Here is a 14,173-nt window from a genome sequence, read left to right on the forward strand (position 1 = left end):
AAAGTCAAAAAAATACCGGCAAACCAGAAGATGGTTTGCCGGTATTTTATTTTCGGACGACTCCAAAGGCCTTTAATGCCTGTTCCAGATTGTTGTACATTTTTACATTATCAAAGCTGATGCCAAGACTCACAACCGAATGGGCAAGTTCAGGCCGCATTCCTGTAAGGTTCACGTCCACTCCAGTGAGCTTCAGACTGTTGATGATTTTGAATAGTTCCTGGGCCACCATTGTATCGACGATAAATACACCCGAAAGATCCAGGATCAGGCAATCAACTTTCTGGCGGTTTGTTTCACGCAAGGTATGCTCCCGAAGAACCCTTGCTCTATGGGTATCAATGTCGCCTATAATCGGGAGCACTGCCACTCCATCAACAATTGAAATAACAGGAGTACTGATCTCATCGATCATTGCTTGTTGAGCTTTTAATCTTTTATTCGCCATTCCCGTATAGGAGGTTGAGAAAATAAGAATCAAATCATCTATGAATCCGTTGATGACTTTTCCTATCTTCAATTCTTCTTCCCTGGTCATCTGACCATTATTTTCTGCTATGCTAATAATCTCATCCCACAGCACATCGCGAATGACAAGAAAATGCTTAATCGATTGACTAAGTGAAAGTCCTTGCCTTACCTTGTCCTCACTTACCCTTGTTCCCCAATCAAGTATGTCCTGATCGACCGATTCCCCTGCCAGAAAACTTTCTAATAGATGAATTAACTTTCCCAGCTGTCCTTTATACATTTCCGTATGTGGTTTTCCTGCAAGCTTCAGGAACGTATCTGGCTGGTTGTCATTAATCGAATCATATAACTTATCAACTAAATCTTTTTCTCTTTCTTTAAGTAAATCATAGAATACCTTTGACATGTTGGCTCCCCTTTGTAGTAATCTTGGTGTTCTTTATACAAATATTTTTTGTTCTATATAATGAATATTGCGTTTTTAATGGTATAATTTATATAAAAATGTCATATATATCCGAAAGGAATCGAATTTGGCTGTCTAATTTAATATTGCGAATTCTTGATGAAATTACCCAAATCCTGATGCAATCAAACAAACAGATGTATTGAATTTTTTAAAAGAAGGGATCCCGATGAAAATGAATAATCCTTCCTCCGCCTATAGTTTTCAATCAAAGATTGAACAGAAATCTTCATATAAAACTGACTTTACTTCCCAGACCGGTTCACATATTTTCTCTTTTGGCACAGTTCTCTCCTCTGAAAACAGATCAATTGCTTTACGCAAATTAATGGTAAAGGATGAGTTAGCCATTATGATAGACAAGAAGAAGGCCGAGCTGGAAAGTGAACTTCAAAATTTGAACCAGGAGATTCTAGAAAAACAACAAACCTTAAAAGCATTGAAAGAGGCTATGAACGATGTGTCCAAGGACTATCAATCTATTTCTTCAAGCGTGCTGGCTGCCGGGTTAGCCCATGAAATAAGGAACCCACTGACAACAATCAAAGGTTTTATCCAATTATTGAAGCCTGATCTTCATTCCGCTGGCAAGCAAGAACTGGCAGATGTAGCACTAGAGGAAATCAATCGGGCAAACAGCTTATTAACTGAATTCCTCTCTGTGTTAAAACCAGCTCCTGCAGTGAAAAAAAAGCTTCCAATCAACTGCCTGATTAAAAACATGAAGGATTTATATACAAGCGAGGCAATCCTGAAGGGAGTCGACATAAGTGTTGAACTCGCGGAAGAGGAACTTTATGTAATGGCCGAGGAAAATTCGATAAAACAAGTTCTAATCAATTTATTGAAAAATGCAATGGAGGCTGTTGAAGGAAGCGGGAGAAATGATGGAGCCGTTAAAATGATTGCTGGAAAGGATGCGGATTTTGCAACGATCAGTGTAATAGATAATGGCAGCGGAATTGATGAATGGAGCCTTAAGAAGATATTCACCCCTTTTTATACAACAAAGACAGAGGGAACAGGAATTGGATTGGCAATCAGCAAACAATTAATTGAAAATCATGGCGGTGAAATGAGTGTCTTTAGTGAGCCTACGCGAACTATATTCAAGATCGCACTACCCGCCCTTAAATAATCAGCTTTTCGATTAGTCAAAAAATTGTCAAATTGAACTCGGTCTAATCGTATTATAGTTGATAAAATAAAGATAAGAACACAGGAAAGAAGGCGGACTGGCATGGAAGAAGTTATGAAGCTGACAGACCAATTTGTATATTCAACCACAACAGCTGATGTAACGACTCCAGATGACTTTATAGTAGAATTCCTGGCTGATTTACATGAACAAACGGACCCAAAGATTATCAAGATCAAGAACCTAGATGAATTAATGGATTTTATAGAAACAATGGATAACGAATAAAATGCGGCTCCTGATGGAGTCGCATTTTCATATTTTCAGCAATTTAAACTTCCCCATTCCAAACACATCCCTAATATAATCGAGCTTGATTCCATTAAAATAAACCAAATCACGCTCATGGATCAGGATGTCGACATCATCGAAGGTGAAGATTTGATCCTTGTCTAATGGCCGCTCTTCCAGAGCAACTCTGAGCTGGGGTCCTCCTCAGCCAAGTCCCATCGTAAGGCGGATGAAAAGTTTTTCTCCTTCGCTGCTTTCTTTTCGGATTGCATGTTCCAGTATTTTTTGGGCGCTCGACGTGATCTTGAACATCTTTCCCCATCCTCTCTTTCTGCATTTTTCTCGCATTTTCGTGGCATGAAAGGATCGAATTTTGACAAAACTTTGAATATCATCATGAAACATATATATTTAACATCAATCTTATACTATATTATCTTTAGGGGCAAAAAATAGATAAGCCTCATCATATACTGGGGAGATTTATATGAGAAAAAAGAAGAAAACCTTTTTAAGCATGACCTTGGTTACGGGGTTAAGCATTTTAGCAGGAACATTAACATTTCAGATGTATCATGAAGCACAGGCAAAAGAACCAAATTTGACTGTCATACAAAAAGATCATTCAGCGAGAAGTATGGACGTATCCGGTAAAAATTTTGAGGAAACCGTGAAATTAGGGTCAATCGGCGACATCTTGATTCATGACACGGTTTATGAAGACGCTCTCACTAAATCAGGGTATGATTTTAAACCGATGCTAACGAATGTAAAACAGCAATTAACGGAGCCTGATCTTCTGCTGGCCAATCAGGAAACCATTCTCGGCGGAGTCGAGATCGGTTTGTCCAGCTACCCGGCGTTCAATAGTCCTGTCGAAATTGGGGACGCACTGATCGACGCAGGTGTCGATATTGTTTCAAATGCGAATAATCATTCGCTGGATCGTTCTGAAAAAGGGGTTATGACCTCAATACGAAATATGGAAGCTGCCGGGCTGCCTTATGTAGGTTCTTTCAAAGATGATGCCGACCAGCATAAATTAAGGATATTAAATAAAAACGGGGTACAGGTTTCTTATTTGTCTTACACTTATGGAACAAATGGAATTCCGGTTCCATTCGGGAAAGACCATCTCGTCAATTTGATTGACCGCGAAGCAATGAAGGCTGAGATCCGCCGGGCAAGAGCGGAGTCGGATGTTGTAGTCATGAGCATTCACTGGGGAAATGAATACCAGCGCTTTCCGACAGATGATCAAAAGGAACTTGCCCAATTTCTGATCGACGAAGGTGTAGATATCATTTTTGGACATCATCCACACGTCCTGCAGCCAATGGAATGGCTGACCGCCGCTGATGGCAGGAAGGGTCTTGTAGTGTATTCCCTCGGCAATTTCCTGTCAGGTCAAATGTGGGATTACAAGGATATCGGAGGCCTCGCAACGGTGGAGGTTACAAAGCGCATCACTCCCGGTGGTACGGATATCGCTTTGCATAATCCAGAATTCCTTCCTACCTTCGTCTCCAGCAGCAGACAAAGCCATTACAGGGTGGTCCCACTGAGGGAAGCAGGAAGATTCGGTCTTGCAGACGCAGAAAATAAATATAACGAAATCATGCATCATATGACACAATACATTAAAAAATAATCCTGTCAGTGCCCGGCAAATGATGACCGGGCATTGCTTATGTTATAATCGGGGCATCTGGTATGGAAGGAGAACGATATGGAAATTACAATCAATGACGATGCGGCAGCCTGGTATGAAAACGAAATGGACCTTTCCACCGGAAGCTATTTACGCTTTTTTGTACGGTATGGAGGCTTCAGTTCGATCCAAAAAGGTTTTTCACTTGGCGTTTCGAAAGAGGAACCTGATCATATCGGCGTGAAAACAGAAAAAAACGGAATCACTTATTATATTGAAGAAAAAGACATTTGGTATTTTGACGGCCACGATATGATTGTGGATCTTCACCCTGTAGGCCAGGAACCTGAGTTTAAGTTTGAAAAAAAATAGGGCAGGCGCCATTGCGCCTGCCTTATTTTTTGCCAAGATAATTCTTAATCCCTTCCTCTTTCAATACCTCTTCCTGTTTCATGCCAAATAGGTCGAAATGCGGGTAATCAGGTTTTCTATTGTCTATCCATTCAGGGCTAAGACCGTATTTTCTTCCCCACTCTGCCAGCTTCTCAATATCCCTGCACCCTGCTTTTGTTACTGTGTTGCAGCCAGGGAAACGGTCATCGATCCAGTAGTGAGTGAGAAAAGCAATCTCTCCTTTGCGGATTTTCTCTTTCCACTCTGCTAATTCGTGCCTTTTGATCCCGAATGCCAATCAGACCTGCTCCTTTTCAACCTCAGGCTTTTTCACGGCCCTAAGATAAGCTTCATGCCAGTCCGGATATGTCCTTTTTAATGAAATGGGCCGGAAACTGTCCTTTTTAACACAGACGTGCTTTGAGCTGCCAGTGAGCGCAAGTTCTCCTTCGCCATTAAAAATTTCATATTTATAGACAGAACGGAGACCATCATATTCTTCCACCCATGTCTTGATTGTTGCAATATCTCCATACCGCAAAGGTTTTTTATAAGAAGCCTGGATATCAAGGACCGGAGAGATAATGCCGTCCTTCTCCATCTCAGCATAATTAAAACCGAGCTCTTTGATCAATTGCGTCCTGCCCAGCTCCATCCAAACCAGATAATTTGCGTGGTATACGACACCCATCTGGTCTGTTTCTGCATATCTAACCTCTATTTCTCTTGTTGAAATCTGCATCCTCATTCCCCTTCTGCTACTTGATTGTCTTGTTCAATAAAAATCTTCGATACATTTATAATGACAGTATTTTTGATAGCACCGCTTCAAAATCCTGTTTTTTCAAGTATATAACATCCTGATCCAGGTTCTCTACCGATCCGCCGCCCATCAAGCGATAGGCTTGGGACTGTATCGTTTCATCCACTAGATTTGTCGCAAATCGTCCGTTTCCCTTGATTTCTGTTTCCGAAAGTTTTTCGGATAAAAATTCAATGGCCTGGTCATTGATTTTATACTGATATTTTCCCGCATAGTTCCTGATAATGATCAATAATTCATCCACACTATAATCAGGAAAATGAAAAAACTTCTTGAATCGTGATCGAAGGCCAGGGTTACTTTCCAACAGCATATCCATCTCGGCAGGATAGCCTGCCAGGATGACGACAAGATTTTCATTATGCCTGGTCATCTCATCCACAAGCGTATCAATTACCTCCTTGCCAAAGTCACCAGAGCTTTGCCCAAGCAGTGAATAGGCCTCATCTATAAAGAGAACCCCACCTAGTGCCTCACGGATCTTCTTCTTTGTCTTGATGGCAGTCTGCCCCACATAACCAGCGACGAAATCCGCCCGGCTGCTGGTGATCAGGTGTCCGCGCTTTAACATCCCGCATTCCTTCAACAGTTCAGCGTAAATCTTTGCAACAGTCGTTTTACCAGTCCCGGGGTTCCCGGTGAAGACAGAATGCAGCTGGATTGGAACAGCCGGCAGCCCTTTTTCCTTTCTAAGCTGCTGCATCCTTACAAAAGAAATAAGCGAGGTGACTTCCGATTTTACTGTATCCAAACCTACTAACGCCTGGAGGCGATCAAGCGGCTTTTCTGCTGAAGGCTTTGAAGAAGATTCAAAATCTGCTTTTTCCAGCAGCGTATAGGTTGAAAAATCATCCTCTTCAGTCTTCCTTGAGCCTTTTTTAAATATTGCTTCCAATACTAGGTTACGAACTGTCCGGGCATTGCCAAATGTATCATCGACTCTTTCCTTTTCGATTCGTTCCCTAAGCTCAAGCTTTGCAGGTTCGGTCATGGCATAATCATTATCACGCGCTGCCTGCTCGGCAATCTCCATCAGTTCATCTTCCGTATAATCAGGCAAATGGATGAAATTCGATTGAGGAAAACGAGACCTTAATCCGGGATTACCATCAAGGAATTGGCGCATTTCTTCGGGATATCCAGCAAGGATGACCGCAAATTTGCCTCCATATTCATTTCCGGTCATTAGAGAAACCAATGTATCGATTGCAGTCTGGCCATAGTCATTCCCTGTCTGGCCTTCACGCTTAAGACTATAAGCTTCATCGATGAATAACACGCCGCCAAGAGCCTGTTCGATTATCTTGCGGACATTTTCCTCGGTCTGGCCCACATAAGCGCCGACTAATTGTGAACGGTCAGCCTCGAAGATTTCTTCTCGCGGCAAAACACCAAGTTGATGATAAATTTTTGCCAGCAATCGTGCCAGCGATGTTTTTCCAGTTCCGGGATTCCCTGTGAGCACCATATTCAGGCTTTGGTCATCCTTTGTTTGCAGACCAAGTTCTTTCCGTTTTTGCTGATATTTTAGGAAACGATAAAAATCATTCACTCTCTCTTTGACAGACTCAAGGCCAACCATCTGATTGAGTTCAGACAAAGGATCCTTTTCAGATTGGTTTTGAGTGTCTATTTCCTCGGCGAATTCTTCTTGCCATTGATGCTTAATCTCATCCAGGATAAGAAGTCTTTTTTTCATTTCTTCATAGTGGATTGCCGTATGGAAAACGCCAGTCACTGACTCTTCGTACAGCTCTGTTGCTTTCAGGAGTGCGGCTGTTTCTTCGATTGCTCTTTCCAGTAATTCTGTCAGCCTGCCAAATTTTCCGCTTACATCGGAACCATCTCCTGGCGTCTGGTCTTTTAGCTCATCCAGCACCTCTTCGGCATGTCCAAGGAATTGCTGGGAAATATCAATATATTGTTCTGCGGTTTTCTTTTTCAGAGCCCGATTGTCTGTTTCCCTGATTCGCGGGTAGACCAGGTCCTCGAAAAGATTTCCTTTGTTCTTCCATTGGTTTGACGCCAGCAAAGATTTAGCTTTTTTGTTTGCAGCATCTTGTTCAACCGCTGATTTCAGCCACTCAAGGACAAGCGAATCAAAGCCATTCCTTTTGGCTCTTGATTGAGCTGCCAGCGTTAAAACATGTGACAGTTTTTTTGGTTCCTCACTTTTTGTCAGTAGCTTAATGGCCGTGATCAAACCAGCTTCATCATGAATGAACCCCTTAGAATGAATTTCTTCCTCCCAAAGTAACAGCTGTTCATCTAAAGGAATTTGCTTTTTGTGTTGTTCCATCCGAATCACTTCTTTATCTATAATTTAACTTTTACCTTTTCAACTTTACATTCCGTATATTATCACATTTTCCCCCAAACGAAAAAAGACCCGCCTTCACGACGGGTCTCTCCCATTACTGCTGTCTGTGCGCTTCATCCTTAATTTCTGCCCTGAAGGCATCAATGCTCTCGCGGCGGCGCTCATTTTTCTGCTGAATCCGCTGCTGGTCTTCAGGACTCGAATTGACCATTGCAGCCTCAGCATCTTCCATGTTTGCAATGGTGTGATGAATCATGGACTGCAGCTTTTCTACATTATCACTGCGATCGTCTGGCTTTGGTGTATGGTTTGCCATTGTCATGTACCTCCTTTTAAAAAGTACAACAATAGTATGTGATGAATGAAAGTGATTATAAGCGGAAAACAGTGGATACTTTTTAAGCATTCAGATCAAGGTCAAGGCTGCACCAGGGCATTGCATATAAGAATTTTAAATAATAATCTAGCCAATTGGAAAATAAAAGCCTGCCATCTAATTGGCAGGCATTCTTCCATGATCTATTCACCTTTAGTCTGGATTACCTGTGCATGTTCTCCAGATTTATCGTTCATCTTCTTGCCCTTGTTCCCGCTGAAACCGCGCGGCTGGGTTCCAAGGTGGCTCGGAACATGGTGCTTGCTGTCCCTTTTAGGATTACTCATGACCATCCCTCCTCTAGATTAAGTTTTACCAGAAGAAGAGTAAATCATGAATGGTAATGTATGAAAATTACTCAGCTTTACCTAAGTGTTTTTGCTCTAATTTTGCCTCGATTCTTTCGAGTGCATCACGGTCATTCAGAAGTTGACGTTTATTTTCCATAACAAGCTCTTGAAAAGAACGTTTTCTAGGTTTCCTCATCGTGTTCACCATCCTTTATCATCATTCTAACAGTTATTATGTCCGGAAACGGTTGCAATTATTACAACTTTTTGAAAATTTAATCGTATTTTATTCATACCCGTATTTGCCGTGTACTCTCCATGCAATTTTTCCCATAAAAAAACACCAGGATGGGTACCTGATGTGTTATTTTAACAGTTCTTCCATTTGCTCATAACTCATGGAACCAATATGTCTTTTTAGAATCACTCCCTTTTCGTCAATAATAAAGGTAGTCGGAATCGATATAATCTGGTATGACTTCTGTGTCGTGCCAGATTCGTCAAGCAGGATCTGAAATGACAGGTCATTTTTCTCAGCAAATCCTTTCACATCATTTTGGGGATCCAGATTGATGGCAAGAATTTCGATCTGACCAGAGTGATTTTTGTAAAACTTCTCCATTGCAGGCATTTCCTCTTTACATGGCGGGCACCATGTCGCCCAGAAGTTGAGCATGATCTTCCTGCCCTTATATTTCTTAAGGTCAATTTCTTCCCCTGCAAAGTTTTTTAATGTAAAAGATGGCGCCATCAAGCCAATGTCAATTCCTGCAGATGTTGTTGAAGCTTGAATGGCGGCAGGATCATCTGCCTTGTAGAAATGCTGAAAAACAGCAAATAACAGCAATCCAGCAAGAATTCCAGCTCCAATCGCCTTTTTAATCATGAAGAACCCTCCTTTGTCTTAGTTACAAGTAGGTTATCCCAAGTATACTAAGATAATGAAAGTGGATATGTCAGAATATATGATGATTGTGTGAATTCTATCGGGCTGCAAGAACAAAAAGCGCAAGCGCCTCGTTCAGCCCCGACAAGCGCTAGAGGGCCTGTCTGTGAAGTCGTTCTTTGACTTCATTGGCAGGACCGAAACGTCTCGAGGAGTTAGGAGCCGCAGCTAGCCAAGCGTCTCGAGGGGCTAGGCGCTGAAGCTGGATTAAGACACCCATATGTAGTTAGCCAAAGAAAAATACTTTTATAATCTTGTATGCAAATAAAAAACCGGAGCTCATATCTCCGGCGGTCTTCCTCATTATTTTTCAAATAGTCGCGGCAATTCCTCGCTGTAATTCCCGCGCATAATTCCTTTTTCGGTGATGATCGCTGTAATTAAATGATGAGGTGTGACATCGAAGGCTGGATTGAAAACTTTGACTCCCTCAGGAGCAGTTGATTTTCCGAATCCGGCCGTGATTTCTTCTGCAGCACGCTCTTCAATTGGAATGTCATCGCCTGTTTTGGTTTCAAGATCGATTGTTGATAATGGTGCCGCCACGTAAAACGGAATATTGTGGGCTTTTGCCAGTAAGGCAACACCATAAGTGCCAATTTTATTTGCTACATCGCCGTTAGCTGCAACACGGTCGCAGCCAACAATGACTGCCTGTACCTTGCCTTGTTGCATCACCATGGCGGCCATGCTATCCGTAATAAGAGTCACATCGATTCCTGCCTGCATCAACTCCCAGGCAGTCAGTCGGGCTCCCTGCAGCAATGGACGCGTTTCGTCGGCAAATACCTTGATGTCCATGCCTCTTTCCTTCGCCAAATAAATCGGAGCCAGAGCCGTTCCATACTTTGCTGTCGCAATCCCGCCTGCATTACAGTGAGTCAGGACCGTCATCCCATCTTGAAATAAACTTAACGCATTTTCACCGATGGAGCTGCAGACATTTTCATCCTCCTGGCGAATTGTGTGAGATTCTTCAATCAGCATTTTCTTAATACTTGAAACTGGTTGCCCGTTTTCAGCCTTCGCGCGTGCATCCATTCGATTTAAAGCCCAGAACAAATTGACTGCAGTCGGCCTGGAGGTAGCTAGATAATCTGCCTTTTCCTTGAAATACTTATAAAATGTCTCGAAGTCTGACTCCGGCGCGTCTTTGATCCCGAGGGCCAATCCATAGGCAGCTGCAATGCCAATGGCTGGAGCCCCTCTGACTTTTAACTGTTTAATTGCGTCCCATACATCCTCTATATCTGTTATTTCCAGGAATTCTGTCACCTGTGGAAGTTTTGTTTGGTCCAATATATAAAGCTTTTCACCGTCAAATTTTACCGACTGTAAAAATATCTCTTCCATGCTGCTCCTCCTTCTGCCTTTTACGACAATTCTGAAACTAAATATCATTTTACCAATTTACAGGTTTTGAGCAAGTGAAATTTATGAGTTAGAAGCTGTTTTCTTTTATAAAAGGTGCATTCATTGAATGCTTGATTCATTAATACCAAGCCGTTGCTTCACCAGTTCAATGAAATTGCGTGCTGGCCTGGATAGATGATGCTGTTTCAACCAGATTAACCCCATCGATGAAGTAAGGTTCGAACCTGTTATTTCTCTGGCATACAAATTGCTTTGCCCATATGACCGGAATACCGATTCAGGAACAATGGTCGCGCCAATCCCCGAAGAAACCAGCTTCATCAGGACATTCATATCAGAACATTCACAGATGATCTGTACGGGCAGCTGTGCCTTGGTTATTGCCTCGTTGATGATATTATAGCTTCCAAGTCCCTCTGTCGAAGGAAGAATGAGCGGGAAACGGCTGATTGTTTCTAATGATATACTGTCACCGATCTTCTCCCTGCAAACAAATACAAATGGCTCATTATATAAATGTAGATAACTTAAATCCTGATTGGATAAGGGCAACCTGACAAGCCCCAATTCAATAGATCGATTTTTAACAAGTTCAGCCAGGTAGGTAGAATCGTTTTGAACAATACGCAAATATACAAGAGGATATAAAGAATGGAATTCGTCAAGCCATTCCGGAAACTGCGGAACGGAGAGTGTATTGATTCCCACTGATAAATTCCCTTTCCTTCCTTCATCCATTTCTTGAAGTTCATTTTTTACTTCCTCAAATGAATGGACAATATTCAGTGCATGCCTGTAAAGCAATTTTCCTTTATCAGTTAGCTCCAGTTTCTTTCCATGCCGTTCAACGAGCATTACTCCTAATTCTTCCTCCATTTGTTTTAATTGAAGGCTTAACGGCGGTTGTGACATATGAAGACGATTTGCAGCCGCTGTGATGTTTTTTTCCTCCGCAATTGCAATGAAATAACGCATTTGTCTAATATCCATAAAATCCCTCTATTTAAAAAAGATATGATTAATATATAAATTATATATTTTCAATATACCAATTGTCTATGTTACGATATTTTCATTCGCTTCAAAGCGAAAAATTTATCTATATAAAGAGAGAGGAGAAAAAATGGATAAATTATTTCAATTAAAAGCACATGAAACAACAATCGGAAGAGAGTTTTCAGCTGGCCTGATCTCTTATATAACTGTTGTGTATATCATCATTGTTAATGCTACCATTCTGTCAGCAGCTGGAATCCCGTTGGAAGCTGGGATTATAGCAACCATTTTGACCGTATTCGCAGGCTGCCTACTCATGGGTTTCTGGAGCAATACACCTATTCTGGTAATTCCGGGTATGGGATTGAATGCGATGTTTACATACACAATCGTACAGTCAGGCGGTTTCGCATGGCAGGAAGCACTTGCCATGGTGTTTGTTTCTGGAGTCATTTTCATGCTATTAGCTTTCACTCCACTAGCAAAAACGATTGTTTCATCCATTCCTGATTCCCTGAAGGAAGCCATCACTGTTGGTATTGGCATCCTTTTAATCCTGATCGGTTTCGATAATAGCGGAATCATTACAAGCTCCGATCACACTTTACTTGCAATTGGAGACCTAAGCAGTTCAACAGCACTTATCACTTTGATTGGCCTGGTTGTCACTGTCGTATTATTCATTAAAAATGTGCCCGGCAACCTTTTGCTTAGTATCGCATTTACTGCGGCACTTGCCTTGATTTTTGGTGATTTTAAGAGTGATGGAGCATCATGGAGTATGCCATCATTTGGAGGGTATATGGAAGTGTTCAGCCAAATGTCATTTGCCAAAGCGGGGGATTTTGTCTTCTGGCTTACTGCTTTTTCATTGGCAATGGTTGTTATCTTTGAAAATATCGGCTTAATCCATGGACATACAAAGATGTTAAACCAGACTCATAAATCCAAGAAAGCTTTACAGGCAAACGCAATTTCAGTAGCAACAGCCGGAATATTCGGCACTAGCCCGACCGTTGCATCTGTCGAAAGTGCAGCGGGAATTGCTGCTGGAGGACGGACAGGTTTAACGAGCATCGTAACTGGTTTGCTATTCCTTGCGTCCATTGTATTAATCCCTGTTATTAAAATGATACCGGAAAGCGCAGTCTCTCCTGTCTTAATTTTAATCGGCGTCCTAATGCTGCAGAATATCACGAATATCAAACTAGATGATTTACTGGAAAGCTTCCCTGCTTTGCTGATCATTGTGCTGATTCCTTTGACGTACAGTATTGCAGACGGAATGGCGATTGGTTTCATACTTTATCCCTTAATGAAGCTGTTAATGGGTAAAGGTAGGGAGATTCAGCCTGCACTCTATATGATTGCCTTGCTGTTCCTGGGTAACTTTGTCCTGCAATATGCTCTATAACCAGATAAAAAACAGCCCTGGGTCCCAGGGCTGTTTTAGTTTGCTCTTTTTAGAATATAAGAAGATGGGTTTGTTTGAACATTCGGGATAAACTTTGAAGCCTCTTGCAGCAGATGAATTTGAGCTGCCTGGGCCTGGTCAACTGTACCCATTCCATACATCTTTAATGATCGCTCAAGGACAAGCATCGGTTCGTGGCCATTTACATAGTAAAGACTCTCACCGCTGCCCGGATAATATGATTCAAGTGTCTTTATGTTGGAAATGACATGATACTGAGCTTCACCTTTTTGAGAATACCCAGCCACAACCGCCTCAAAAGGACGGCCATCTCTTGAAAGCATCGGATTATTGATTGATGACTGGATCGATTCAGCCAGTTCTTTGAGACTGAATCCTTGTTTAATCAGGGTTTCAGCGGCATCTGCCGCCATCACTGCATATTCCAAATCTCCTGAAAAAGCAATGAACGCTGTATCCGGGATCAATTCTTTGAAATGGATGTCATCGGTCATCTGCTGTATCCGCAAATCAGTAACCAACGAAATAAAATCTTCTCTTGCTACAATCGATACAAGGCCCATAGTAATCACTCCTTATGTTCCACCTACCTTAAACATACCTCTTTATCAGCAAATTTCAATAGGAGAGTTTGTCGATTTATCAGAAGTTTTCGTGAATTATGTAGGATATTTTAATAATGAAAGTGAACAAGGGTAAAAAATGAAAGACTATGAGAATTGAGACGTATTATGCTGGCATTTCCTCACTTATGTGGGAATCTTTCACTCAGAAAGATACCCTTATGCAGGTCCTTTCTCTCTCATAAGGGTACCTTTCGGGCAGAAAGATGCCCTTATACAGACGCTTCCTCCTTCATAAGGGTACCTTTCAGGCAGAGAGATGCCCTTATACAGACGCTTCCTCTTTCATAAGGGTACCTTTCAGGCAGAGAGATGACCTTATACAGGCGCTTCCTTCCTCATAAGGGTACCTTTCAGGCAGAAAGATGCCCTTATACAGACGCTTCCTCTTTCATAAGGGTACCTTTCGGGCAGAAAGATGCCCTTATGCAGGCGCTTTCTCTCTCATAAGGGTATCTTTCAGGCAGAGAGATGCCCTTATACAGACGCTTCCTCTTTCATAAGGGTACCTTTCAGGCAGAGAGATGCTCTTATGCAGGCGCTTCCTTCCTCATAAGGGTACCTTTCGGGCAGAAAGATG

At 41.9% G+C, this 14,173-nt stretch carries 16 protein-coding genes; 5 read left to right on the top strand and 11 right to left on the bottom strand.

From position 1 onward, the window contains the following. Window positions 1-46 precede the first annotated feature (46 nt). A complete protein-coding gene (locus J7E38_RS17805) occupies window positions 47-877 on the bottom strand; it encodes an STAS domain-containing protein (RefSeq protein ID WP_214708405.1) in 831 nt (276 codons plus the stop codon). 229 nt (window positions 878-1,106) lie between these two features. On the opposite strand from J7E38_RS17805, the gene J7E38_RS17810 reads away from it, so the two are divergent. The 4 genes from J7E38_RS17810 to J7E38_RS17825 all read left to right on the top strand — a co-directional run bounded on the left by J7E38_RS17810 (window position 1,107) and on the right by J7E38_RS17825 (window position 4,389). Continuing rightward, a complete protein-coding gene (locus tag J7E38_RS17810) occupies window positions 1,107-2,075 on the top strand; it encodes a two-component system sensor histidine kinase NtrB (protein ID WP_214708407.1) in 969 nt (322 codons plus the stop codon). A 102-nt stretch (window positions 2,076-2,177) separates the two neighbouring features. Further along, window positions 2,178-2,363, top strand: a complete 186-nt coding sequence (locus J7E38_RS17815; RefSeq protein ID WP_214708409.1) for a hypothetical protein — start codon at window positions 2,178-2,180, stop codon at window positions 2,361-2,363. Window positions 2,364-2,853: 490 nt separating this feature from the next. Continuing rightward, the gene (locus J7E38_RS17820) at window positions 2,854-4,017 is read left to right on the top strand and encodes a CapA family protein (protein ID WP_214708411.1); all 1,164 of its coding nucleotides are present in this window, start codon (window positions 2,854-2,856) and stop codon (window positions 4,015-4,017) included. A 78-nt stretch (window positions 4,018-4,095) separates the two neighbouring features. After that, window positions 4,096-4,389: a HesB/YadR/YfhF family protein gene (locus J7E38_RS17825; protein ID WP_214708413.1), complete on the top strand. Its 294-nt coding sequence runs from the start codon at window positions 4,096-4,098 to the stop codon at window positions 4,387-4,389. A 22-nt stretch (window positions 4,390-4,411) separates the two neighbouring features. Here J7E38_RS17825 and J7E38_RS17830 read toward each other — a convergent pair whose 3' ends face one another. The 9 genes from J7E38_RS17830 to J7E38_RS17870 all read right to left on the bottom strand — a co-directional run bounded on the left by J7E38_RS17830 (window position 4,412) and on the right by J7E38_RS17870 (window position 11,529). After that, on the bottom strand, window positions 4,412-4,708 hold the full coding sequence (locus tag J7E38_RS17830; protein ID WP_214708415.1) for a hypothetical protein: 297 nt from the start codon (window positions 4,706-4,708) through the stop codon (window positions 4,412-4,414). After that, window positions 4,709-5,152, bottom strand: coding sequence for an acyl-CoA thioesterase (locus tag J7E38_RS17835; protein WP_214708417.1), 444 nt, complete (start codon window positions 5,150-5,152; stop codon window positions 4,709-4,711). It abuts the gene before it with no gap. A gap of 55 nt (window positions 5,153-5,207) precedes the next feature. Then, a complete protein-coding gene (locus J7E38_RS17840; RefSeq protein WP_214708419.1) occupies window positions 5,208-7,532 on the bottom strand; it encodes an AAA family ATPase in 2,325 nt (774 codons plus the stop codon). 115 nt (window positions 7,533-7,647) lie between these two features. Next, on the bottom strand, window positions 7,648-7,869 hold the full coding sequence (gene tlp, locus J7E38_RS17845) for a small acid-soluble spore protein Tlp (protein WP_214708421.1): 222 nt from the start codon (window positions 7,867-7,869) through the stop codon (window positions 7,648-7,650). 203 nt (window positions 7,870-8,072) lie between these two features. Next, window positions 8,073-8,216 (bottom strand): acid-soluble spore protein N, encoded by a 144-nt coding sequence (locus tag J7E38_RS17850; RefSeq protein WP_144480842.1) that lies wholly within the window; start codon window positions 8,214-8,216, stop codon window positions 8,073-8,075. A 67-nt stretch (window positions 8,217-8,283) separates the two neighbouring features. Beyond that, window positions 8,284-8,415 (bottom strand): FbpB family small basic protein, encoded by a 132-nt coding sequence (locus J7E38_RS17855; protein ID WP_214708423.1) that lies wholly within the window; start codon window positions 8,413-8,415, stop codon window positions 8,284-8,286. Between the two features lie 168 nt (window positions 8,416-8,583). Continuing rightward, entirely contained in the window at window positions 8,584-9,105 is a 522-nt protein-coding gene (locus tag J7E38_RS17860; RefSeq protein WP_214708425.1) for a peroxiredoxin family protein, read from the bottom strand. A gap of 363 nt (window positions 9,106-9,468) precedes the next feature. Beyond that, window positions 9,469-10,518, bottom strand: coding sequence for an S-methyl-5-thioribose-1-phosphate isomerase (gene mtnA / locus J7E38_RS17865; RefSeq protein WP_214708427.1), 1,050 nt, complete (start codon window positions 10,516-10,518; stop codon window positions 9,469-9,471). A gap of 120 nt (window positions 10,519-10,638) precedes the next feature. Then, complete coding sequence (locus tag J7E38_RS17870) at window positions 10,639-11,529, bottom strand: LysR family transcriptional regulator (RefSeq protein WP_214708429.1); 891 nt, start codon at window positions 11,527-11,529, stop codon at window positions 10,639-10,641. Between the two features lie 133 nt (window positions 11,530-11,662). Between J7E38_RS17870 and J7E38_RS17875 the strand changes: the two genes are divergently transcribed. Then, window positions 11,663-12,949, top strand: coding sequence for an NCS2 family permease (locus J7E38_RS17875; RefSeq protein ID WP_214708431.1), 1,287 nt, complete (start codon window positions 11,663-11,665; stop codon window positions 12,947-12,949). 35 nt (window positions 12,950-12,984) lie between these two features. Here J7E38_RS17875 and J7E38_RS17880 read toward each other — a convergent pair whose 3' ends face one another. Beyond that, on the bottom strand, window positions 12,985-13,533 hold the full coding sequence (locus J7E38_RS17880; RefSeq protein WP_214708433.1) for a hypothetical protein: 549 nt from the start codon (window positions 13,531-13,533) through the stop codon (window positions 12,985-12,987). Between the last annotated feature and the right edge of the window lie 640 nt (window positions 13,534-14,173).

The organism is Bacillus sp. ISL-35 (genome assembly GCF_018613355.1).
Classification (GTDB): domain Bacteria; phylum Bacillota; class Bacilli; order Bacillales; family Cytobacillaceae; genus Mesobacillus.